Origin of the sequence: uncultured Nostoc sp. (assembly GCF_964245445.1) — a bacterium.
Lineage (GTDB): Bacteria > Cyanobacteriota > Cyanobacteriia > Cyanobacteriales > Nostocaceae > Nostoc.
The window spans coordinates 1-22541 of sequence record NZ_CAXTNE010000070.1; the positions used below are offsets into that span (position 1 = coordinate 1).

Annotated in this window: 20 protein-coding genes and 1 pseudogene; 9 read left to right on the forward strand and 12 right to left on the reverse strand. The window is 41.2% G+C overall.

What is annotated here, in order from left to right; all coding sequences use genetic code 11:
- Positions 1 to 168 precede the first annotated feature (168 nt).
- The 3 genes from ACFE90_RS14025 (at position 169) to ACFE90_RS14035 (ending at position 5209) form a co-directional block, all read left to right on the forward strand.
- Positions 169 to 639, forward strand: coding sequence for an N-glycosidase (locus ACFE90_RS14025; RefSeq protein ID WP_375501432.1), 471 nt, complete (start codon positions 169 to 171; stop codon positions 637 to 639).
- 559 nt (positions 640 to 1198) lie between these two features.
- Positions 1199 to 3928, forward strand: a complete 2730-nt coding sequence (locus ACFE90_RS14030; RefSeq protein ID WP_375501434.1) for a GAF domain-containing protein — start codon at positions 1199 to 1201, stop codon at positions 3926 to 3928.
- 510 nt (positions 3929 to 4438) lie between these two features.
- Positions 4439 to 5209 (forward strand): hypothetical protein, encoded by a 771-nt coding sequence (locus ACFE90_RS14035; protein WP_375501436.1) that lies wholly within the window; start codon positions 4439 to 4441, stop codon positions 5207 to 5209.
- Between the two features lie 51 nt (positions 5210 to 5260).
- On the opposite strand, the gene ACFE90_RS14040 is transcribed toward ACFE90_RS14035, so the two are convergent.
- A complete protein-coding gene (locus ACFE90_RS14040; protein ID WP_375501438.1) occupies positions 5261 to 6115 on the reverse strand; it encodes a phosphate/phosphite/phosphonate ABC transporter substrate-binding protein in 855 nt (284 codons plus the stop codon).
- Between the two features lie 185 nt (positions 6116 to 6300).
- Here ACFE90_RS14040 and ACFE90_RS14045 point away from each other — a divergent pair, with 185 nt between their 5' ends.
- Positions 6301 to 7215: a DUF3365 domain-containing protein gene (locus ACFE90_RS14045; protein ID WP_375501440.1), complete on the forward strand. Its 915-nt coding sequence runs from the start codon at positions 6301 to 6303 to the stop codon at positions 7213 to 7215.
- A 42-nt stretch (positions 7216 to 7257) separates the two neighbouring features.
- Here the strand turns inward: ACFE90_RS14045 and ACFE90_RS14050 are convergent, their stop codons facing one another.
- Both ACFE90_RS14050 and ACFE90_RS14055 read right to left on the reverse strand, forming a co-directional pair.
- The gene (locus tag ACFE90_RS14050; protein WP_375501442.1) at positions 7258 to 8637 is read right to left on the reverse strand and encodes a protein kinase; all 1380 of its coding nucleotides are present in this window, start codon (positions 8635 to 8637) and stop codon (positions 7258 to 7260) included.
- A 167-nt stretch (positions 8638 to 8804) separates the two neighbouring features.
- The gene (locus tag ACFE90_RS14055; protein ID WP_375501444.1) at positions 8805 to 9050 is read right to left on the reverse strand and encodes a hypothetical protein; all 246 of its coding nucleotides are present in this window, start codon (positions 9048 to 9050) and stop codon (positions 8805 to 8807) included.
- Positions 9051 to 9395: 345 nt separating this feature from the next.
- Between ACFE90_RS14055 and ACFE90_RS14060 the strand changes: the two genes are divergently transcribed.
- Together ACFE90_RS14060 and ACFE90_RS14065 are read left to right on the forward strand one after the other, a co-directional pair.
- Positions 9396 to 9650, forward strand: coding sequence for a hypothetical protein (locus tag ACFE90_RS14060; RefSeq protein ID WP_109010830.1), 255 nt, complete (start codon positions 9396 to 9398; stop codon positions 9648 to 9650).
- Positions 9651 to 9653: 3 nt separating this feature from the next.
- Entirely contained in the window at positions 9654 to 10913 is a 1260-nt protein-coding gene (locus ACFE90_RS14065) for a murein transglycosylase A (RefSeq protein WP_375501476.1), read from the forward strand.
- A gap of 80 nt (positions 10914 to 10993) precedes the next feature.
- Here ACFE90_RS14065 and ACFE90_RS14070 read toward each other — a convergent pair whose 3' ends face one another.
- The 8 genes and pseudogenes from ACFE90_RS14070 to ACFE90_RS14105 form a co-directional block, all read right to left on the reverse strand.
- Positions 10994 to 11863: a DUF5895 domain-containing protein gene (locus ACFE90_RS14070; protein WP_375501446.1), complete on the reverse strand. Its 870-nt coding sequence runs from the start codon at positions 11861 to 11863 to the stop codon at positions 10994 to 10996.
- 604 nt (positions 11864 to 12467) lie between these two features.
- A pseudogene (locus tag ACFE90_RS14075) lies at positions 12468 to 12692 on the reverse strand (hypothetical protein).
- A gap of 46 nt (positions 12693 to 12738) precedes the next feature.
- Entirely contained in the window at positions 12739 to 13014 is a 276-nt protein-coding gene (locus ACFE90_RS14080) for a hypothetical protein (protein WP_375501448.1), read from the reverse strand.
- Between the two features lie 152 nt (positions 13015 to 13166).
- Entirely contained in the window at positions 13167 to 13415 is a 249-nt protein-coding gene (locus tag ACFE90_RS14085; protein ID WP_375501450.1) for an alpha/beta fold hydrolase, read from the reverse strand.
- A gap of 203 nt (positions 13416 to 13618) precedes the next feature.
- Positions 13619 to 13927 (reverse strand): alpha/beta fold hydrolase, encoded by a 309-nt coding sequence (locus ACFE90_RS14090; protein ID WP_375501452.1) that lies wholly within the window; start codon positions 13925 to 13927, stop codon positions 13619 to 13621.
- Positions 13928 to 14047: 120 nt separating this feature from the next.
- Positions 14048 to 15568: a chlorophyll a/b binding light-harvesting protein gene (locus ACFE90_RS14095; RefSeq protein ID WP_375501454.1), complete on the reverse strand. Its 1521-nt coding sequence runs from the start codon at positions 15566 to 15568 to the stop codon at positions 14048 to 14050.
- An 83-nt stretch (positions 15569 to 15651) separates the two neighbouring features.
- A complete protein-coding gene (locus ACFE90_RS14100) occupies positions 15652 to 16710 on the reverse strand; it encodes a chlorophyll a/b binding light-harvesting protein (protein ID WP_375501456.1) in 1059 nt (352 codons plus the stop codon).
- Between the two features lie 477 nt (positions 16711 to 17187).
- On the reverse strand, positions 17188 to 17880 hold the full coding sequence (locus tag ACFE90_RS14105; protein WP_375501458.1) for a haloacid dehalogenase type II: 693 nt from the start codon (positions 17878 to 17880) through the stop codon (positions 17188 to 17190).
- A 377-nt stretch (positions 17881 to 18257) separates the two neighbouring features.
- Between ACFE90_RS14105 and ACFE90_RS14110 the strand changes: the two genes are divergently transcribed.
- Genes ACFE90_RS14110 through ACFE90_RS14120 form a run of 3 tightly spaced genes read left to right on the forward strand, consistent with a single transcriptional unit; the run spans position 18258 to position 22213 of the window.
- Complete coding sequence (locus tag ACFE90_RS14110; RefSeq protein ID WP_375501460.1) at positions 18258 to 20033, forward strand: ScyA-related TPP-binding enzyme; 1776 nt, start codon at positions 18258 to 18260, stop codon at positions 20031 to 20033.
- A 21-nt stretch (positions 20034 to 20054) separates the two neighbouring features.
- Positions 20055 to 21191 (forward strand): 3-oxoacyl-ACP synthase III family protein, encoded by a 1137-nt coding sequence (locus tag ACFE90_RS14115; RefSeq protein WP_375501462.1) that lies wholly within the window; start codon positions 20055 to 20057, stop codon positions 21189 to 21191.
- A gap of 41 nt (positions 21192 to 21232) precedes the next feature.
- A complete protein-coding gene (locus ACFE90_RS14120) occupies positions 21233 to 22213 on the forward strand; it encodes an SGNH/GDSL hydrolase family protein (RefSeq protein WP_375501464.1) in 981 nt (326 codons plus the stop codon).
- A 61-nt stretch (positions 22214 to 22274) separates the two neighbouring features.
- On the opposite strand, the gene ACFE90_RS14125 is transcribed toward ACFE90_RS14120, so the two are convergent.
- A partial coding sequence (locus tag ACFE90_RS14125; RefSeq protein ID WP_375501466.1) for a WD40 repeat domain-containing protein occupies positions 22275 to 22541 on the reverse strand: 267 nt, incomplete at its 5' end.

Below are 22541 nucleotides of genomic sequence, written 5' to 3' on the forward strand. Positions count from 1 at the left end.
GCCCCCTGCCCAATTGCTAGAGTGAAGTTTGATAATCTTTATAAGCCGTTGGGAAGAATCCCTAATGATATGAACCGAGAGAAAATCTGTCTGATAAGCTCGATTTTGGGTTGCGAGTGCGATCTTTCAGCTACCCTGAAATTGAATATATAAAAGAGCAATTTTCAAATGACCATTTACTTTTATAAGGTTTGGCAGCCTTATGGCTGTTTTTCTAACTTTTCTCCCCACGGAATCCATATCCAGGGTACTTACTGGCCAACGGTTGAGCATTATTATCAAGCGCAAAAGTTTGTTGGCAGCACAGATGCGGCAATTATACCCCTCATCCATGCTGCCGCTACCCCAGAAGAAGCTGCCGCGTTGGGAAGATGTAGCACTCGCCAACTCCGTCGAGACTGGGATTTGGTCAAAACTGAAATTATGCGAGAAGCTGTCCTCAAAAAGTTTATCACTCATATTGATATTAGAGAAGTTCTCCTGAAGACAGGCGATGAGATTTTGGTTGAAAACTCCCCAACCGATTCTTTTTGGGGCTGTGGTGCTAATAGAGCAGGTCTTAACCATCTCGGTAAAACCCTCATGAGTGTGCGTGAAGAAATCCGTAACTTACTATCTTTAACGGTAATTTACGAATAATTTAATCAAAATAGTTACATTCAACATAAGATCAGTAATTCGACGGGGAATAGTAAAATTCCCCAGCCAAAAACCTTTGAAAAAGTTGCCAATAATTTAGTTATTTATTTGAAAAAATTTTAATTAATGGAATTAATGGGCAAAAAGGGTAAAAAAATATTTTTAATTTAACGCAGTTTTGAAGTCAATAAATTAAGTAAAATTACTGAAATAGTTTAATGATTGAGAATATAAAATTAATAGGTGTCAATGATTAAAATTTTCTTAACTTTGAACTTGAAAAGAGGTGTTAAAAGTATTTAATGATACACCAAGCAGTTTTGTGTCTCCCTAAATTAACTTTAGAAGGGTTAGAGGGATCAAGCAAAATATCTAATACTTTTCAAATATCCTCTGATCAATTTTCAAAGATATTTGCCACAGATGCACGTCCAAAGCAAATGCATTTGTCGCAGGAATTTTTGGAAATGGGATGAAAATCAAGGCATTGTTAAGTTCAAAACTCTTATCAGTGACAATTATAAAAAAAATTATACTTCAGTCATGGTGTACATAGACAATGATATTTATCGAGAAACCAAAAGGGTTGCAGCAAAGCTTAGATCAAGAAAGTTTACTGCACCAGATGATAAACCAGATCAGGCGATCGCTTGACCTCCAAGAGATATTAACGACTACCGTTAGCCAAGTGCGTTTATTTTTGGGTGCAGATCGGGTAAAGGTGTATCGTTTTGATACCGATGGTAGTGGTGAAGTTATTGCTGAATCTATCCATGAGCAGCGCCTGCCATCCTTATTGGGGCAGCGCTTCCCAGCTGATGATATTCCACAAAAAGCTAGGGAGATGTTTTTGTTATTAGGGCAACGTTCGATTGTGGATGTGGTAAACGGGAAGATCGGGCTATCGCCTCTACAGTCAAAAGAAACTGGCAAACTTCTACAAACTAATATTCACTATCGGCAGGTAGACCCGTGCCATATTCAATACTTAAAGGCAATGGGTGTGCAGTCTTCGTTGGTAGTGCCAATTTTAGATTGCGATCCACAAGAACAATCGGCAAAGCCTAAATTGTGGGGATTGTTAGTATCTCATCACAGTAAATCGCGAAAAATTTCAAAGCGGGAACTAAAAGTATTGCAGCAAGTAGCTGACCAAGTAGCGATCGCGATCGCTCAAAGTAATCTACTCACCGCAGCCCGCACTAAGCAAGAGCGAGAAGCTACTATTAACAGAGTAACCACACTATTACATAAACTGCCGACAGTCCAATTGCAGGGGGCGCTAGAAGAAGTTATTACTGCCTTTAATGGAACAGGTGGCAGGCTTTACATTGAACAGAGTCAGGAACTACACACCTGGGGCGATCAACCAACGCTCCCTTACGAGTTAGATAACAATATTATCGAACAGCATCCCTTATGGCAAAACTGGATGGCTGAGTTTAAACAAGGTCATATTTGGGTAACATCTGACCTCTATAAAGAACCACATTTGCGAGTTTTGGCTTTAGCATTCCGTTCAACTCAAATTCGCGGACTTATGGTGATTCCCATACATGATCGGGAAAAATTTATCGGCGTATTAAGTATTTTTCGCTCTGAATTTGCAACGGAAATCTTGTGGGCGGGACGATGTGAACAAAATCGGCGGCAACTGTTACCCCAGCTTTCCTTTGAGCTTTGGCGAGAGCAAAAAAAGGGGCAATCATCTGAGTGGAAACCGGAAGACATCTCACTAGCGCAAGCCTTGCACTATCATTTCTCAATGGCAATTCAGCAGCAACAGATGTTTAAACAGGTACAAACCCTGAATGGCAACTTAGAACTGCGGGTGCAAGAGCAAACTTATGAACTCGAAAAATCATTACTCTTTACCAAGGTACTCAAGCAAGTCACAGAGCATATTCGCCGCACATTAGACTTGCAGACAACTCTGCAATCCATCGTTCGGGAAGTCCGTGCTTTGCTAAACTCAGACCGGATGGTGATTTTTGAACTGAAGAGGAAATCGGTGATTGTCGAAGAGATTAATGGCAATTGGCAGTCAGTTTTGGGAATGGATCCACCACCTGATTGCTTTCCTGATGAGTATACCCATCTATATAGTCAGGGCAGAGTACGGGTAATTAGCAACGTTTCGACAGCTTCTTTAAATGATTGTCATCGAGAGTTTTTGCAGAGTCTGCAAGTGCAAGCAACCTTAATAGTTCCGATTAATATAGGTATAGAAGTATGGGGGTTACTAATAGCCCATGAGTGTGAGACTCCTAGAAATTGGGAGGATGCAGAAATTGATTTATTGCAACAGTTAGGAGATCAGGCTGCGATCGCTATTCAACAAGCACAACTCTACGAACAAACCTGTAATGCCGAAACTGAAGCCAGAAATCAAGCTGCCCAGTTAGAGCATACCCTACATGAACTCCAAGAAACACAGACAAAATTGATTCACACTGAAAAAATGTCCGGTTTAGGACAGTTAGTGGCGGGTGTCGCCCACGAAATCAACAACCCCGTTAACTTTATCTACGGGAACCTCTGTCACGCCAGTGATTACACTGAACAACTGCTAGAAATTTTACGCCTCTACCAGTTACATTATCCCCAGCCTCATAGTGAAATTAAGGCAACGCTCAAAGCGATCGATTTTGAATTTTTGGTAGAAGACCTCCCGAAAATCATCACCTCAATGCAAGTAGGAAGCGATCGCATCCGTTCAATAGTACTGTCGTTACGTAGTTTTTCTCGCTTGGATGAGGCTGAAAACAAGCGTGTTGACCTGCATGAAGGCATTGACAACACCTTGTTGATTTTGCAACATCGGCTCAAAGGTAATGGTGAATTCCCTGGCATCGAGGTCATCAAAGACTATGGCAACATACCACGAGTAGAATGCTATGCCGGTCAAATGAATCAGGTATTCATGAATATTATCAGCAATGCCATAGATGCGCTAATGGGGAATGGGAGTAAGGCAGACAAGGAGAATGCTCAATACCCAATTCCCACTATCCACATTTCCACTAGAGTCTCAGTAGACGACTCTCGTCTATTAATTCGTATTAGCGACAATGGATCTGGGATGACTGAAGAGGTGAAAAAGCGGATTTTTGATCCGTTTTACACTACCAAACCTGTGGGTAAGGGTACAGGACTAGGATTGGCAATCAGCTATCAGATTATTGTTGAAAAACATAGTGGAATAATGGAGTGCATTTCAGAACCTGGCAAAGGTACAGAGTTCTGGATTGAAATTCCCGTCAAGCCTTTAGCCACAATAGATCGCTAAAGCTAGAGGAATCGTTAACAATTCAAAATTCAAAATTAATTAAAGAAATTTCAGACGGAGATTTAAACCTCGACTGAGACAAATGACCCATGACTAAAGTAAAGTTTAGTTGCAAAAAAAATCCCTCCTATCCAGAAGTGATAATTTAATAATAGAAGCTAATAAAGCTTCCCTTGGCAGATAATAACAGCTGCATTTGGAATGTAATAAGAGGTAAAAGACGCTGTTTAACTTAAATCTGTCTCGTCAAAACACAGCAACACTCAACACGAAAACTGCTATTTCCTCAAATATGGAATATTAGGGGGCGCTGTAACTAGTTTTTATAACTTGTTTACACAAGCGATGAAAGTTAGTACATCCCTGGCTATGATAAATAATGAAGAGGAAATAGTTCAGCGAGTAGAGGTTTGGGTGTTGTTGTGTTTAAAGAGAAGTCTGAGATAGGGACTCCTCTTAATGTAAGATTATACGAAGTTAAATAGTGAAAAATAGTTTAAATAGCGCCTTATGTCAATTATTGCGCTCAGAGCGTGGTATCTACAGGATTACGAGCCGATTCCAGAACTGGAAAAACGTCCGCCAGACATTCGCTTAAGCAAAAAAAGCTTGCTGAGATCAGCATTGCGAGCAGACTTTTTAGAAGAAAGCGACGAAGTTAAGAAATCAACTTGGTTTGGACGCTATCTGGAAGGGGAAAATATTGAATTCTATATTGAAGGTAGTGGTGGCTATTGCGTCGCCAACATTGACTTAATTAGTCATGAAATTTATTTTACCAAACAGGCGCTGTTGGCTCAGTTAGAACCAACGATTTTTTTATCGTATCAAACAGAGTATGCCGCAGCCACAAATATTTTAAGAGAAGAACTGCGAAAAAGTTTGGACAGTTTAAACAAGCGATCGCGCCTTCCTTTAACATTAGTAGAATCCTCTCGACCCAGTGATGCTACTGTACGGATTAACCGCACGATCATGCGAAAAATCCGTAAAAGTTTGTTATTTATCGCTGACACCACGCCCATTGCTAGTATTGATGGTAAAGAAACTTTCCAAGTAATTCCTAGCCCGAATGTCTGTATTGAGATTGGCTATGCTATCCAAAGTAAGCGGTCTGAACAGATTTTACTAGCGCACATGCAACGTCCCGATTTTGAAGGGCAATTTCCCTTCGACTTACCCACACAGCAAATTTTGCAATTCCAAGACACCACAGAATTAAATAAAATCCTAACAGAAACGCTTCAAAACCAACTAGCACGATTCAAATTGTTTTATTGAGCAATTTATAAATTATCTAACTATTACTCTAAAATCCCCTTGAATAAGTATTTAAAATAAGCGAACAGGTTTATTTTGCAGCTTGGAAGTAATGGAACTCACCCGATCAACCACAGAAATCATGTATTTGTAATCTGGTACTTGCCCATTAGGTACATACCCTACATCTTCAGCTAAACCTGAAGGCGTATCGCTCATTACTTTACGGATGAACTCTTGACGGTTACGTTCGACATTAGGCCCAATCAAGACTACACCCAAGGGTACATAATGAGGGTCTTTAAATAGGATGCGGAATTGAGTTGACCCCAACTGTGAACCGTAGAGACTCAATTCAGCCTCCGAGACAGCACAGGCGATCGCTTTTCCTTCAGCGACCAATTCCAACGCGGCTTTGGGTGTAGGTGCAAATAGAATCTGTGCTAATGTTGTACCAAAAAGATTGTAAAGTGGGAAATAATATCCTGTTGCTGAACCTAACTGACCTAAAGCGATTGTTTGACCTTGTAGCTGTTTTAAGTCTGATATTGGATTGTCTTTGCGAACAACAAAGATTGAACGCAAATTACTAATACCTATTAAAGGAAACAGAGGAACATATTGGTGACGTGCGATCGCGATCGCAGCTATTCCTGGTGGAGCAAATACCAACGACCAAGCACGAGCCTCAAGGCGCTCAACCGCTTTGTTTTCATTAAAAGCAGGCTCTAGCTGAATTAATGCATTTGTCTTCTCGCCCAAGTAATTATTAAATTTAGCATATTGGTTAATTATTTGTTCGCCTCCACCATAGTTGATAACACCAATAGTTAATGTGCCCTCAAACTGACGTGGTGATTGGCAAGCGGCAAATGTCAAACCTAGGAGATTAAACAGAAACAAACGACGGGGAAATCGCAAAAACATTACTAATTATATTTAAGGGAATAACTTGGCTTTCAAGACTAATTTAGAGAGGTTTGACTGCTGTCTAAATAGGTTATATTGCGACAAAAAATTAATATTTATTTAAATATTATTGTTGAGATGATCTATAAACAGGTATAAATAAATATTAGACAAACTCAGATATCGCCTTAGTTGGTTAGATTATGTTAAACAACATTACGTTAAAGAACTTAAAAATAGGTGCTAAATTTAACTTACTTTTAATATTAGTTTTCATAGTCAGTATTTTGGGTAGTGGTGTTGCTTTATCCAGTGTACTTCAGGGAAGGGCGCAAAATGAAGTGGTTTCCCAAGCAGAGATTCTCATCCAAATGGTAAACGCAGTTAGAAACTATACACAAAATCGTATAGTTCCCCTATTGGAACCGAGAGTAGAATTAAACTCAACGTTCACCCCTGAAGTAATACCGACTTTTTCCGCTAAAGAGGTTTTTGAAAATTTTCGTAAAAACCCGCAATATAGCAACTTTTTTCATAAAGATGCAACACTTAATCCAACTAATTTAGCAGATAAGGCCGATAATTTTGAAACTCAACTTGTAGAGCGTTTTCGCAACGAACCCAATACTCTAGAAATTACCGGCTTTCGCACCTTGTCAGAAGGTGAAGTATTTTATATTGCACAACCACTTAAGATTAGACAGCAGCAATGTCTGCGGTGTCATTCTACACCAGATCAGGCTCCTAAGAGTCAGTTGGCAACTTATGGCTTTGAAAATGGTTTTGGCTGGCAGCTAAATGATATTGTTTCCGCCCAAATAGTCTCTGTTCCTTCTGAAGAGATTTTTACCAATGCCAAACGGACTTGGATATTGATAATGGGACTTTTAATTACGATTTTTGCGATCATAGTTTTCTTAATTAACTTTTTAATCAAAAAATATGTGATTCAGCGCATCAGAAAAATAGAGAAAATAGCTCAGAAAGTTAGCATTGGTGATATGAATGCTGATTTTGAAGAAAGCTCTAAAGATGAAATTGGCGGGTTAGCAGAAGCATTTAATCGGATGAAAGCTAGCTTAAAAATAGCTATGGAAATGCTGAATAACCAGAGCTAATAATTCGTAATTTACGGATAGAAAGACGCAATGATTAAAAAATTAAGAAAGTAGGCGTTGCTGAAATTGCAAAGCTTTTTGAGGTTCGGAAATTTGTGAAGCTAAAATATTCACAAATTCTGCACGAGAACTTTGCCCAGAAGACCTAACAGCTTTTTGGACTAAGAACCTAGCTATTGGCCCAATTAAATCAGCCAATTCTCGTTCGCACTGATGCACAAAGCTATCGCTGATTACTTGAGGTTCTTGGTTTGGTAAATTATTTGGCTTAAATTCAGATTGAACAGTAAGTTTCTGTAGTGAAGTACGTTTATCTAGTAAAAACATTGTTTTCTTCTTAAAATCAATTTGTTGATTTCCTTGAAGATGAACGCCCAATTGACTAATTAATTCTTCACGGTTGGACGCTGATGCTGCAACTTGTCGTAGTAATCTTGAAGCAACGGGGCCGACAAATTCCAAAAGAATTGTTTCCAAGCGACTGTAATTTTCCAGTGACAGGATAGAAGTATGCGGATACGTGATTGAGTTTTGTTGAGAAAGTGAAACTTCAGGCGGTTGTGTAAAAAATGATTGTTGAAGTGATTGCGCTTCTATTTTAGTATCGAGATGTTTAAGCACCTGTAGAACTTCAACCGCAGACTGATAGCGCTGTTTGAAGTGGTGTAGCACCATCTTAGATAGCACAGATGCCAAATCAGAACTAACGTTAGCTTGATGCTGCCAAGAAATTTCTCCAGTATCTGCGTCTTCCTCAAAGTTTATAGGATTTAACCCCGTCAGCGATTGAATAGCAATAATGCCCAAGGAATAAATATCGCTGTTGGGGCGCGGCTTACCTTGACCCTGTTCTGTAGACATATATCCTGGGGTGCCAATAGCAATAGTAGCCTCTGTGCGCCCTGGAAGTGTAAGCAGTTGAGTTTGGACTTGTTTGACTGCGCCAAAGTCAATCAGCACTAGCTTGCCGTCTTGTTGCCGCCTGATTATATTGTCCGGCTTGATATCTCGATGGATAACGTTGCGGCTGTGAAGAAATTCCAGAATACCTAACATATCTTGGAGAAATTGAACTACTTTTTCTTCTGTCCAAGCTTGATTGGGGAACAGTTCTACTTTTAGAGTATGCCCTTCTATGAATTCTTGCACCAAGAAGAACTCTTGGTTGTGTTCAAAATAAGCTAAAAGCCGAGGTATCTGGTCATGATTACCCAGTTGTTCTAGTGTTTCTGCCTCACTGGTAAATAGCCGTCTGGCAGTTTCAAGAAATTCAGGGCTACGAGTGACGGGCTTAAGGTGTTTGACAACGCATTTCGGGAATCTTGGTCGGTGGGTGTCTTGTGCTATGTAGGTTTGACCGAATCCACCTTTACCTAAGACCTGGAGGACTTGGTAACGTCCGTCTAATAATTGTCCTAACATTGTGTCACAAGCCTTAAGTCCTCAAATTAATCTTGGCACAACTACCAGTTTTAGGAAGGTTTCTTGAGATAGAAAGTAGGTAGGTAGTGCTGAGATTTGAAGATTTTTGAGGATTGTACTAAAAGTTCATGACTCCTTAAACTCCAGTTCGGCTTGCTACCATATTATTATTGAAGCTTTAATAATTCCTCAGAAATCGGCAGTGCTGCAACTTTTGAAGTACTTGCTGGTCGAGAGATTACGGTAACTTCTCCCTGTACAGTTTTATTTATAAAGTAAGTGATTTCCCTAAAGCTTAATTTATATGCTACCGGGGTTAGAGGAATTTCCGCCGATTTGGAATTTGGATCAACACGATACTTAACGCCACGGTACATCAGATTATAAGCTGCCCAATTTGAGGAGCCGGTCAAAATGGCTTTTCTATTGTTTTGCTGCCAACTTTATTAGGGTAATATTCATAGCTCAGACCACGATAGTAAAGTTTCATAAATTCTGCCTTTTGAATAACTAAACAATGCCAAGAACTTATCAGAAGTTGATTGAAGAGTTATGCAAGAGCTAATGTAACTTTACACTTTTCAGGAACTGGTTAAAGGATTAGGCGTCTACAGTGAAGAGTCATTGGGGATTGGGCATTGGTTATTCTCTTTGTCCCCTTGTCCCCCTTACTTCCCACCTCCCGTATGCTTACCCTTTTCATTCGGGGGTTACGTGGTTAACAATGGGTTGAATGTTTTTTAAATAATTCAACTCTTATGGCTAGAACTCCAAATGAATATGCCGTATACCTCCTACTGGAAAGCGGCCACCGAGAAGAAGTACGTTTTCCTACTATTCAAGAGTTTCAGAAGTGGTATAGCGGCGAACTTGTGCCAAAATCTGCTTCAAATGACTTTATTAGCGTGCCGATCAAAAATATTCAAGGGGAATATATGGTAGTAAGACCTTCCCGAGTTGTGGCAATCCGGGTAGAACCCGTTTTTAGTTCCAGTGTTGAAAGATTCAACTAAATGATGAGAAAAACCTTTGCTTTGCTTTCCTTAAGTCTGGGAATTGCCCTTGTAAACCCTCTCTGGTCGGCTGTTGCTCAGGTTCCTAACTTCCTGCCGTTGCCAGTACCCATAACTCCTGATCTTCCACCTCAGCCAGTACCAATTACTCCTGAGATAACGCCACCGCTAAAACCAATCACTATCGGAAGCGATTGTACGTTCCAGCAGACTTGCTTGGGTTGGGATGAGCAAATTTGGGGTCAAAGGGGTAGAATAGGCGATCGCAACGCGCTGTTGGCTTCCATTGATAATAGTCTGGTTTACCTAACAAAGAGTGAGGCGATCGCAGCATATCAAAATTATCCGATGAAGGAAATTACCCTTGATCGCGTCCGCCGAAGTTTGCTACGTTTCCGCCAACTAGTTATCAGTTCTAAGTCAGCAGCGCAATTACAAGCTGCTGTCAGCCGAGAGTTTGTCTTTTACCAGTCTGTAGGTAACGATGGCAAAGGTACTGTTAAGTTCACTGCTTACTACGAACCTGTTTACACCGCCAGCCGTGTCAGGACTGCAATATATAAGTATCCTCTTTATCGGCTACCACCTGATTTCAGCCAATGGCGCAAACCCCACCCAAAACGAATTGATTTGGAAGGGAAGGATGGTTTAAAAGGGAATAAGAGTAAATTGCGCGGTTTAGAACTACTTTGGTTCCGCGATCGCTTAGACGCATACATGGTACATATCCAAGGTTCTGCTCAAATTAAATTAACTGATGGCAAAACAACGTCAGTTGGCTATGCAGGTGGAACTGATTACCCTTGGACTAGCATCGGCAAAGAACTAGCGAAAGATGGCAAACTTCCACTAGCAGGATTGACAATGCCACGGATGATTAGTTACTTCCGACAAAAACCTCGCGAGTTGAGTAATTATCTACCCCGGTGGAAAAGATTTATTTTTTTCCAAGAAACAGGCGGTAGAGGAGCTACTGGTAGTATTCATGTGCCAGTAACAGCAGAACGTTCCATTGCTACAGATAAGTCTCTCATGCCACCGGGAGCGCTAGCGCTGATTTACAACTCATTTCCCTATCCTGCTGGTGGTGGCAAACTAGAGAGGCGTACTGTCAGCCGCTTTGTGCTTGACCAAGATACAGGAAGCGCCATCAAAGGCCCAGGTCGGGTAGATTATTTCATGGGGTCTGGTAAACTAGCAGGCGATCGCGCTGGCATTACAGGCGGTAATGGCTCACTATATTATTTGCTGCTTAAAGAATAAGGCATTGGGGACTAGGAACTAGGGACTGGGGACTAGGGAAAGGTTTTTCCAGTACCCAATCCCCAATCCCCAATACCCACCTAATACGGCGGATAAGCAAAATCATCTTCATCAGCATAAACGTAAGAGTTGGAAACTCCTGCCATTGCCAATTTAGGCGTTTCTGATTTTACAGGTTCCTTCCCAAAATCTTTGTATTCTTCAAAAGTCTTGCAAATCATTCTAGACTCAAGAGAATCGGAAGCAATTAAGTATTCTGTTAAAGTCCCTACCGTGGGATGTTTGTAGTCTACAGTTGAAGCTACCAGAACTGTATTTGGTTCAATACCTCTTTCTTCACACTCAATTATCGGACAAAAAATGCCGTGAGCGTGGAACAATGGGCCTTTTGGTGTCAAGGGTTGCTTGCGGTAAACAGCATAAGCCTTTTCTAGTTCAGCGACGAATCCACTAACTACTTTGCCTTGTTGATATTCGCAGTAGGTTTTGCTGAAACTTGCTCCGGCGGCACCATTAAGAGTTAGTTGTAGTGGTGATTCATGTAAAAACTTTTTATTCTCTCCCACTAGAAAAATTAAATAGCGAGTAAAGGTTTTAAATTTAAGCTTGTCGGCTAAAAAAGCATCATAATTCTCTTTGAGCGTACCCAGTTTTAAACCACTTTCCCGGTCTTTGACAGACAATGGTCCCCGACGCACTATAACCACGCGTGGAGTAGTGGAAATAAAGACCGTTTCGACTCCAGAGGTAAATTCATGCTCCATTTGCTGCCAATTATCATCTGGCACAAAGCCGACAGCATTGGCATTATCCAGCTTAATTGCCAAACCGTGGGATTGCATACCATCTGTGCCATATCGAGGATTAATCATCTGACACCAGGGAAGGACTTGAGAAGGCGGTGCATTAAATTTATCGTCTTCAAAGTCGAAATTAGCAGATGCTTTCATCGTTTTAGGCTATCAAAGTGTTTTCTTGAACAAGTTTATCGGCAGGGCGCTGAGGAAACGAGAGCCAGTTATGTGCTGTAGTTCCCAAATAGGAACTCAAACTGACGTAGTAGTTTTTCCAGATTAAGACAGAATTAATCTATGTTGCAATCCCTGTTTCCTTTTTTAACAACAGATTATCACTTTGGCATATCCTTATCCCGTCCAATTTTCTGCTATTTTCGGGCGAGAATCCAATAAAATCACTCAATCAGGACTTACGCAAAAATTGCCAAAAAGCTTAATTTATCGTCAGGGGAAGCGCATCACAAATGGGATTGACAAAACGTACATTTAATGAGTTAACCATAGAATAGGGATTTAGGGTTCAGTTGATTTCTACAGGCTAGTAGCGATGTCTACGACGGGCTACGCCTGCGCCTAATTTATTATCAATAAGCGGGATTTAATGCGATTATTTAGCTCTTTATTGAGATTAGAGCTTTGTTTTTGACAAGAAGTGCTTACCCTATTTTAGAGAGACTGGGTTTTCAGGTTTTGATGCTTCTTTATAAAACCTGAATTTTAGTACCACAGTATAAGGGAAGCGGTATAACTAAATTTCTTAGCGAATTCCTAATTCTTTTCTAGCACTTTTCAACTGTTTCCAGAGAAAATGAATTTGTTTATAAGCCTCTTCTGGAGAAAGTTTACCCCCAGTTTATAGACTAAAAATATAGTTTATTCGTTGAGTAAACTCTTGGAGTTTAGCATTAAATGCTAAATACTCTGGTTGAAATTGCCCATAGTATGGACTAAGAGGATATAGGAAATCAGATCGTTGGTTCATAAGTGTTTAGAGTATTAAAAATTATAAATTCTTCCATTAAAAAACTTTAACAAAGCTTTTGCCGACCATTTTGGCAAGCATTACAGGAAGAAGTTTTCGGTTCAAAATCAATACAAGCGATCGCTTCCTCAGAACAAGCTTTAATAGGGTGTACAGTACATTTAAGGCGGTAGTCGTTAGTAAAATATTCACAACCGGGACAGGGAATTTGATGCAACATTTTTAAATAATTGATGCCTTTCTTCAAAGTTAACCAGACACTCCTAACAAAGAGAATCATAATTACGCACGCACAAAAAGTGCCAAAAATTGTAGCTAACATTATTTATCCTCATAAAAAATATCGAAAAATTTCCCTAGCCTACTGGTTTTAACCGCAGGTATGATATCAAATTGTCAAACTATAGTATTGTTTAAAAAACAGAGTCAAGTATTAGAAACTACCTGTATTAAGCCTTAACCTATATGTCTTAATTACGAATTAGCTTTTAGGTAGGAATAAACTGAATCTAACTGACACAGAGATTGCCAGAAGTCGAGAATCTGTTCTACTACCAAAGTCGGCTGGAAGAAGTGAAAAAAATGCCGCCCTTGTTGACATTCCCAATAGCGATCGCTTGACATCAAATAAGGTCGCCATCCTCGCAAAGTGTCGGGTTCTACTATAATGTCGTCAGTACTACCACAAACCATCAAAGGTACAGGGACTGGACAGGGAGACACACTTATCTGTCTAAATAGAGAGTGCGGTGAAAGTGAGCAATTTAAGTCATGCTCTAAAATACTTACTAGACACTTAACAGTGTCTTCGTTTTGATAGCTAAAGAGGTTGTACACCATCGCAGTGAGAATCTTTTGCCGACTCAAAAACGGGCGATGAGTATAATAATGAGCTTGCCAGTCAAGGGCTGCATCAGCACCCAGAGCTAGGCTGCATCAGCACCCACAGCTAATAAAGTTAAAGATTTAACTTTTTCTGGATATCGACGACTGTATAGTAATCCTAATAATCCTCCCGTACAGTGACCAATCAAATGCACAGATTGATTACTTAATTGAAGATAATTATCTAGCAGAAGTATTGCAATATCCAAAGAACTTGCTTCATCTTGACTTTGAGCATATTGCCACTGAGCAATAGTTGTATGATGTGACAGTTCACATATAAGCGGTTGAGCCAAGCATAACAAACTAGGGCTTGTATCTAACCAAATAACATCTGGCTGTTTAGACATTTGTCTTTCCGAAAAAGTAACCAATTTTTGATATATTTTGCTTTTATTACTGGGCAGATAATACTTGTAAAGACGTAGAATGCTACGTCTTTACATAATGCCTACTAAGTTGCTACATAACTAAATCGAATTGATAGCAATTCCAGCAAATACAGCAACACTATTCAACAACAGATAAGCAAAGATTGCTCCACCAATCCCACCAATCAAAAAGCCCTCAGTAAACTGACTCCATCTTTCAGTAGAATTGAGAGTCTGTGGCACACGAGGAACTATTGCAACCGTTGCTACCCGTGGATAGATTTCTTGCTGTCTTTCAAAGGTAGTAGTGCCATAAAGCGAAAAACTTATTGTCAGGATGACAATCAAACTGCCTGCGGCAAATAAACCAACCAAGCTACCAAGATTGGAATTGCGTAATAAACCTAATGAACCTAATGTGGCAAATGGGCCAACTAGCCAGTAACCATGAGCCATGCCAATTTCTAATCCCCGCCACAGAGGAGATATACCAGGGCGGTAAATTGGCAAGTATTTGAGAAACTTCAGCGTCAAATCAGAAGAGTTAACTAAGCTTGCTTGATTACTTTGGCGATTCACCTGTGGCGGTTGAACCATGTCACCATTTTTAAAATCAAATCCGGCGGCGATCGCACGGGCACGCAGTGCGTGCCAAATGTGACCTAACAGAAATATTAGCGCTAGGACAAAATGGAAAGTTACTAACCAACCACGAGCAGAAACTATACCAGTAGAAGTTTCTATAGCTTTAACCGGGCCATAAAAAACTTCGGGATAGACGGTGTTATTGACTGAAGCAAAGTATGCTGCTAAAAAGCCCATGTATGCAACAGCACCAATGCTGTAAGATAGATATGCTTCCCCTGAGTAAATTAAAACTCGTCGCGCCCAGGCAAATGGCTTAGTCAAGATATGGAAAATACCACCGCCAATTAGCATCAAACCAACCCAGATATGACCGCCGACAACATCTTCCAAGTTATCGACAGCTGCCATTCCGTCAGATCCCCAAACCCCAAACAGATAGCCAAAGATGCGGAATGGGTTGAGCGTCGGATGATTGATTATCCTTACGTTTCCACCGCCAGCAACCCAAGGGTCAAATAGTCCACCCCAAAACATTGCCTTGGCAACTAAAGCTAAAGCACCCAAACCTAAAAGCGTTAGGTGAATGCCCAAGATTGTTGTCATCTTGTCCTTATCCTTCCAGTCATAGCCAAAAAAGCCAGCCCAAGTAGGATTGTCTTCTAACACCTCTGGTCCCAGCAGAGAGTGGTAAATACCACCAGCAGCCAGAATTACTGAAGGTATCAGATGCAAGACGCTGATTACGAAGTAGGGATACGTACTAGTAACTTGCCCACCAGCACCGACACCAAAACCCAGAGTTGCTAGATGAGGTAGTATGATTAACCCTTGCTCATACATTGGCTCATTAGGGTTGAAGCGCGACAATTCAAACAGGGTCATCCCTCCAGCCCATAACAAAATCAATGCAGAATGGGCAATATGAGCGCCTAGTAATTTTCCCGATAAATTAGTGAGACGAAAGTTACCAGCCCACCAACCAACATCAGGTATCTGTTGCTTATATGGGCTATCTTCAATTACTGCTGTCATTTCCAGAACTCCTTGAGAATTTTTAGCAATATTCTTAAGCTTCTACTTCAAAATAATTGCAAATTTATTGCATTAAGTTGAATTTAGCTAATTGGTTGGGGAATTACCGCCTCCTGACTCACCCTACCTTTGCGAAAATCGAACCCACGCACCCGCAAGGCGTGCCAGATATGACCTTGGAGAAAGAAGAAAGCTAACCAAAAATGGGCATTAGCTAACCAAGTTCGGGCAGTTACAAGGTCAGGATCAGGTGATGAAAAGTACGGCACGATATTCTGTCTAACCACGAGTGCCGAACCATAAAAAACTTCGGGATAAACAGTAGTGTTTACCGATACGAAGAGAGTTGCAATAAAACCCATCAGTGCTAAAGCGCCCAGACTGTATGAAAGGTAAGCTTCTCCAGACCAAACAAATAGTGGATGCGTCCAGGTAAAGGGCTTAGTCACAATGTGGAAAAGTCCACCGAAAATCAATATCGCACCAACCCAAATGTGACCGCCAATCACATCTTCAAGGTTGTCAACACCAGCAATCCAAAATCTACTAATTCCGCCAAACAGATAGCCAAAAATGACACCTGGGTTTAATGTCGGATTTGTAATTACCCGCACATCTTCAATGTTGGGGTCGTACAAACCACCAAAGTACATTGCTTTGACAACTAACAAGAATGCTCCAAAACCTAGCAAAACTAGGTGAATACCAAGAATTGTAGTCATTTTGCCCGTATCTGCCCAATCGTAGCCGAAGAAAGGAACTCTGCCCTCTAATTTTTCGGGGCCACGTAGGGAATGAAAGATTCCTCCAAAGCCTAGAAAGGCTGAGGAAATCAGATGTAAAGCTCCGATTACGAAATAGGGATAAGTATCCAAGACTACACCCTCTGCACCTACACCCCAACCTTGAGCAGCTAGGTGAGGTAGCAAAATTAAGCCTTGTTCGTACATCGGGTTTGCTGGATTAAAATGGGCTAGCTCAAATAAAGTCATGGCTCCTGCCCAGAAAACTATCAGACCAGCATGAGCAACATGAGCGCCTAATAATTTCCCTGATAAGTTAGTCAGCCTTGCGTTACCAGCCCACCAAGGCGAGTCGGCGAGGTCTTGCTCCACCGACAGAGGACTTGTAGAAGTTGTCATTTTACACCTATCTCAACTATTGAGAATCTTATTCAATAACTTTAAAAAAAGCTTACACGAAATTTTTAGTTATTGCAATTAAATTTCATTAATTCTAGGAAGATAGTGACTGACGACTTTCAGTAGACCGAAAAGTTCTGCGATGTACTCTGCCCTAAAAGGAAATCCCAATTTCTCAGTTACGGCTTGGTTTGAGCTTTGGTGTTAGTGGTCAGAAAGAGTTAGAAGGAGGAAGCAAAAGAAATATCACGAAATTTTTTGTTATGTCAGTAACCTGCTTTGCACGGCAAAAGAATTTGCTGGTGGTATTCGCGGACATGGGGGTATCGAAAATTGCCTTCACTGGGTGAAAGATGTTGTTTTTCATGAGGACAGTTTAACAATACGCATGGGCAAGAGCGCGTAAGCCATGCTTATGAATACTTTTTGGAGCCTACTTTTTGCTCCTCCCGTAGTTAAATTAAGATTAGGCAATTACTATAAACTCAAAGCAGCAAGAGTCTTTAAATCCGGCACTTCTAAATCAGGTTGACTTACTGCTGATACTGTGGTAAAAGGTTCTTTTTGGACTGCTTGACGGTTTACCCAAACTGTTGATATTCCCAGAGATTTGGCTGTAAGGATATCGTGATATACACTAGCGGCAACGTGTAATATCTGGTCTAGCGGCAAATTAATTCTTTCAATAGCCAGTCTAAAGTTGTTTAAGGAAGGTTTGTAGCTTTTTGCCTGTTCTGCTGTGATTATCTGGTCAAATTCTACCTGCAAGTGCTTTGCCGAGAAAGCAAAGAGATCATCATCTACATTCGAGATAATTACCAGCTTAAACTTTTGCTTAAGGCTTTTAAGTGCCTCAACTGTATCAGGGAAAGGCTGCCAATGCTGAATCGAATCAGCAAGTGAATTTAGTTCCTCGGCAGTTGGCTCAAAGCCAAATCGTTCACCAAATTTCTGGACAACTCTCTTCAAAACTTCCCGATATTTGATATAATCTGCTTTCTCCAGTTCTGCTTCAAATTCAGCAAACAGTTCCAGAATTTGCTCGTCATCAAAATTAGTGTTATGTGCCAGCAGAAGTGGTTTTAGCACTCCTAAGATACCGTTCTCCCAATCGATTAGGGTTCCATAACAATCGAAAGTTAAAGCCTTATACTGATTGAAGTCAATCACTTTTTATACTCCAGAACTTGATTAAGAGTGTTCAGTTTTCACAAACCAAAAGAGGGGTGAACCCATCTGCGTTGGCGCATCCTGCCGCAGGCATCGCCACATTTGTCGCTCTTAAACTCTCTTAACATTTCTTCTATAATCTAAAGCAGAGTTTAAGTAGGTAGACAAGAAAAGACCAAACTGTTTGAAGATAAGCAAGTAGATGGGCACAAAAAAACTAAACTATATTAATAAAGATAAAGTAGGCTCAAACCCTTTCGTCTCTTTGCTTCAAGATAGCTGCTTAGGGCTTTATTTAAACGAAAAATATTGACGCTGACCTACTTGGGTGTGGGATAATATTATCCCACAGAGGAAATTCTTCCTAAGATATTTGTATGGATGCTAAATTTCAGGACATAAAAGCAAATACCAATAAAAAATTAAACTCAACTGAACAGGAATCTCATAGCAAGCCATCCAAACCTTTTTCGGTAGCGGAGGCAGTGGTAAAAATCCTGGAAGAGATGGGAGTGCAGTATGCCTTTGGTGTTTCGGGGGGCGCGATCGCCCCAGTGTGGGCTGCATTACACCAAAGTTCCATCAAGGTGCTGCACTTTCGCCACGAAGCCGGAGCAGCTTTTGCGGCCATTGAGGCGCATTTTACTAGTGATCGCCCGATTGTGGTATTCACTACTACAGGGCCAGGGATCACTAATGCTTTGACAGGGTTGTTGGCTGCACGTTGGGAGGGCGCTAAGGTGATTCTTGTCTCAGCTTCAACCTCAGCACGACAGAGGGGACGTTGGGCTTGCCAAGAAACTAGCACGTACACAATGCCTAGCGCCGGGATTTTTACTTCCGGGCAAATATTCCATTATGCAACCACTCTCGAATCCAGCTATGAACTCACAGAGGTTTCTCAAAGGCTTGCTCTTGGACTAGCACAACCAGGAGGATTCGTAGCTCATATAAGTATTCCTACAAATATCCAGACAATTTCATTAAAGACATCATTGCCACGCGTAACTCTGTCTCACGGTGCAGCAACAGCAACTGAGGAAACAATCGCAAAATGTGTCCAGTTACTGTCTGAGGGGCCGTTTGCAATCTGGGTCGGTTTCGGGGCACGAGGTGCTGCAAAAGAGATTCGCCAGCTTGCTGAGAATACAGGGGCTAGTGTAATGTGTTCACCACGGGGTAAGGGTATTTTTCCTGAAGACCATCCTCAGTTCGTAGGTGTAACTGGCTTTGGTGGGCATGAGTCAGTTTTCAGGTACATGCAGGAGTATTGTCCTTTACGGACATTAGTTTTAGGAACACGCTTGGGTGAACTTACCTCGTTTTGGAACCCCATAATGGCTCCTTGGCAAGGCTTTTTGCATGTTGATATAGACCCAGAAGTGCCAGGAACCGCGTACCCATCTATCGAAACTTTTGCCGTCCAATCCGATGTGAGAGTTTTTGTCAAGTCCTTACTAAAATATTTTCCTGAGTGTCCTGGCAAGACAACAGTTCTGTCACAGTCAATAGTTAAGCGGTCAATCCCCGAATCCTCCAACTTAATCAATCTCCGTGCAGACGCTCAAGTGAGACCAAATGTGCTTTTGAATGCAATTCAAAAGTCGATTGTCGAAAAGAGCAATGCAATTGTCATGGCTGAAGCGGGTAACTCATTAGTTTGGGCAATTAACCTGCTACGATTTGCCGAACCGCATCGTTTTAGGGTCAGCACTGGCTTTGGTTCTATGGGGCATTTTGTAACTGGTGTAGTTGGTGCAGCTTTAGCGGGAAATCGTAAGGCTGTTGCCATTGTTGGAGATGGCGCTATACTCATGAACAATGAGGTCAGCACAGCCGTAAAATATCAAGTTCCTACAGTCTGGATTATCCTTAACGATGGGCGCTACAACATCTGTGAACAAGGTATGGGGTATCTAGGATTTAAATATGCCGATGCCACTATTCCCCAAGTGGATTTCGTAAAAATTGCTGAGGGAATGGGAGCAGAAGGTGTTCGGGTGAAACAAGAGACTGAGGTGCAAGCAGCCTTAGAAAAAGCGATCGCAGCGACTACTCCATTTGTCGTTGATGTACTCATAGATCCGACGCAAATAGCACCCACTCAAACTCGTAATCAAAGCCTGATTTCACAGGGCGCTACCAACTATTAAGATAAGAGACTATTTTTTTATATGGTGCATTCTCCAGTAGGTATTCGCTCACTTGCACTCACTTTTCCAACCATTAGACGTACCAATAACTATTACGTAGAAAAGTATCCTGAGCTAATAGCTCAGGCTGAACAAAAAGGATTAGCAAGGCTGTTTTCGCTGACTGGAACTCCTCCGAGTAACGAGTTTGACATGGAAATGCTGCCTTATCTCTCAGATCCTTTTCGTGGTACTGTTGAGCGCTGGGTGCTTGGCCCTGGCGAGTCCTCGTTAACCTTGGAGTATCGTGCGGCAATAGATGCCCTCAATGCGGCCAAACTTTCTCCCAATGAGGTTGATCTGATGATTGTCGCCTCAGTTTGGCCTGAACACATTGGATTTGGCAATGCCGCCTTCCTTGCCCGTAAACTTGGTCTTGTGGGTGCTGCATGGAATCTTGATGGAACATGCGGAAGTACGCCAGTTGTACTTCAAACTGCCTGTGCTTTGGTGCGAGCAGGAGAGTATCGTAATGTACTTGTAGTGATTTCGTGTTCCTACTCTCGCGTTTTTGACGAGCAAGATACTGTGTCTTGGTTCCTTGGTGATGCTGCCGGAGCCTTCGTAGTCGGTTCACTCGAACCAAATCAGGGTATCCTTGGCACCAAGACAGTTCATACAGGTGCGCTGTGTGAGGTAGTATCTGCTGATCTCGTAAAAGACGAACAAGGAAATTCACGAGTTCGTATGCAGACGGGCAAGGGTGCGAAGGCTCTACGCGAAACGGCTGCGGAGTTTCTTTGTGTATGTTGCCAGGGTGCGATCGCATCTGCTGGTGTCACGTTGGAGCAAATCGACTTTTTTCTTTTCAATACCCCTACTGCTTGGGTTACAAGCTTCTGCACGCGGCTACTTGGTATTGATCCAGAACGCACAATCAACCTCTACCCTGTATGTGCAAACATAGGGTCAGTACTAACTGTGGCAAATATGTACTATGCTGCACAGTTAGGCAAGATTCATGAAAATGACTTGGTTCTCATTTATGGTTCTGGTGCAGCAGGTGTCGCCAGTGCAAGTGTAATGCGCTGGGGTAATGTGGTGCTAGGTTCAGACCCTCTTGAAAGCTCTAAATCAGCAAAAAAAAGCTCTAAAAATTGGAGCGAGATTTCTTTTTAAGAACATCTTTACAAGGTTGAAACTAGATTAAGGAATTAACTGTGCAACCACAAATTCTAACAACAGGATTTTTGCTCTTATCTTTGATATTTCCACTCAAAGTATTAGCAAAAGATTATGACAATATTTACGTCTTTGGAGACAGCTTTTCTGATACTGGTAATGTATTTAATGCCACTAACGGAATTATTCCTCCAAGTCCAACCTACTCTAATGGGCGTTTTTCTAATGGCCCAATTTGGGTTAATTATCTTGCTTCTGATCTAGGATTAACATTAAATCTGAAAAATAACTTTGCTTTTGGTGGTGCGACGACAGGAACTAAGAATATTGGTTTACCTAGTTTACCAGGATTGCAGCAACAGATAAATAGTTTTGTATCAGCACAAACTGCTGATCCTAATACTCTATATATTATTTGGGCTGGTACTAATGACTACCTAAGTTACTTTTTCGGTGATGATCCCAAGCCTACCAATACAGTGGGAAATTTATCAGCAGCGTTGACATCGCTTGTTGCTGATGGCGCTAGAGATATCATGGTGGTCAACTTGCCAGATTTGGGAAAATTGCCTTTTGCAAATTTTGATAGTCAACGTTCCAACTTATTCAACACATTCAGTAGCATACATAACTCTAGCTTAAACACGACACTCAAATCTTTGAGGCAACAGTTAAGTCCCGATATCAACATTATAGAACTGAATGTCAATTCCCTATTTGATAGGGTTATTGCTGCTCCAAAGGAATTCGGTTTTATAAATGTGACCAACTCTTGCATTAGCAAGGATTTATCAGTAGTACCCATAGATGTTCCCACACAACAAGTTTTATGTAATCCTGAAGAATTTTTGTTTTGGGACGACGTTCATCCTACAACTACTACTTATAAGCTAATTGGAGAATTAGCATTCTCAGCACTTGAGCCAGTACCAGTACCCGAACCATCTGCTGGATTAGGGATGCTAGAATACAGTGTTTTAAGTGCAGTTTTGTTACTGAAACGCAAAGTAATCAACTGAATTAGCGTTTGATTACAGTCCAGGTTAAATCTGTATTATCAGTCTAAATATTAAGCTTTATTTAATACTCAACTGCTCCTAAAGCTTTTAAAGTATCCTTCTGAGACTCAGTTAACCCAGTTATGCTAGTGATATTCATTTCCTCGTAAGGGCTTTTACTTCTCAAAGTTTTTAAGCATTCACCTGTTTCTACATCCCAAATCTTAATTGTCTCATCTTCACTGCAACTGACCACAGTTTGACCATCGGGACTAAAGCCAACTGACCAAACCCACCTAGTATGTCCTGATAAAGTCCTTAAACAGTCCCCTGTGTCAACATCCCAAAG

What these genes read in the sequence shown, in the direction of transcription:
- ACFE90_RS14025 (WP_375501432.1), top strand. Translation starts at nt 169, where the DNA reads ATGACCATTTACTTTTATAAGGTTTGGCAGCCTTATGGCTGTTTTTCT.
- ACFE90_RS14030 (WP_375501434.1), top strand. Translation starts at nt 1,199, where the DNA reads ATGATATTTATCGAGAAACCAAAAGGGTTGCAGCAAAGCTTAGATCAA.
- ACFE90_RS14035 (WP_375501436.1), top strand. Translation starts at nt 4,439, where the DNA reads ATGTCAATTATTGCGCTCAGAGCGTGGTATCTACAGGATTACGAGCCG.
- ACFE90_RS14040 (WP_375501438.1), bottom strand. Translation starts at nt 6,115, where the DNA reads ATGTTTTTGCGATTTCCCCGTCGTTTGTTTCTGTTTAATCTCCTAGGT.
- ACFE90_RS14045 (WP_375501440.1), top strand. Translation starts at nt 6,301, where the DNA reads ATGTTAAACAACATTACGTTAAAGAACTTAAAAATAGGTGCTAAATTT.
- ACFE90_RS14050 (WP_375501442.1), bottom strand. Translation starts at nt 8,637, where the DNA reads ATGTTAGGACAATTATTAGACGGACGTTACCAAGTCCTCCAGGTCTTA.
- ACFE90_RS14060 (WP_109010830.1), top strand. Translation starts at nt 9,396, where the DNA reads ATGGCTAGAACTCCAAATGAATATGCCGTATACCTCCTACTGGAAAGC.
- ACFE90_RS14065 (WP_375501476.1), top strand. Translation starts at nt 9,654, where the DNA reads ATGAGAAAAACCTTTGCTTTGCTTTCCTTAAGTCTGGGAATTGCCCTT.
- ACFE90_RS14070 (WP_375501446.1), bottom strand. Translation starts at nt 11,863, where the DNA reads ATGAAAGCATCTGCTAATTTCGACTTTGAAGACGATAAATTTAATGCA.
- ACFE90_RS14080 (WP_375501448.1), bottom strand. Translation starts at nt 13,014, where the DNA reads ATGTTAGCTACAATTTTTGGCACTTTTTGTGCGTGCGTAATTATGATT.
- ACFE90_RS14090 (WP_375501452.1), bottom strand. Translation starts at nt 13,927, where the DNA reads ATGTCTAAACAGCCAGATGTTATTTGGTTAGATACAAGCCCTAGTTTG.
- ACFE90_RS14095 (WP_375501454.1), bottom strand. Translation starts at nt 15,568, where the DNA reads ATGACAGCAGTAATTGAAGATAGCCCATATAAGCAACAGATACCTGAT.
- ACFE90_RS14100 (WP_375501456.1), bottom strand. Translation starts at nt 16,710, where the DNA reads ATGACAACTTCTACAAGTCCTCTGTCGGTGGAGCAAGACCTCGCCGAC.
- ACFE90_RS14110 (WP_375501460.1), top strand. Translation starts at nt 18,258, where the DNA reads ATGGATGCTAAATTTCAGGACATAAAAGCAAATACCAATAAAAAATTA.
- ACFE90_RS14115 (WP_375501462.1), top strand. Translation starts at nt 20,055, where the DNA reads ATGGTGCATTCTCCAGTAGGTATTCGCTCACTTGCACTCACTTTTCCA.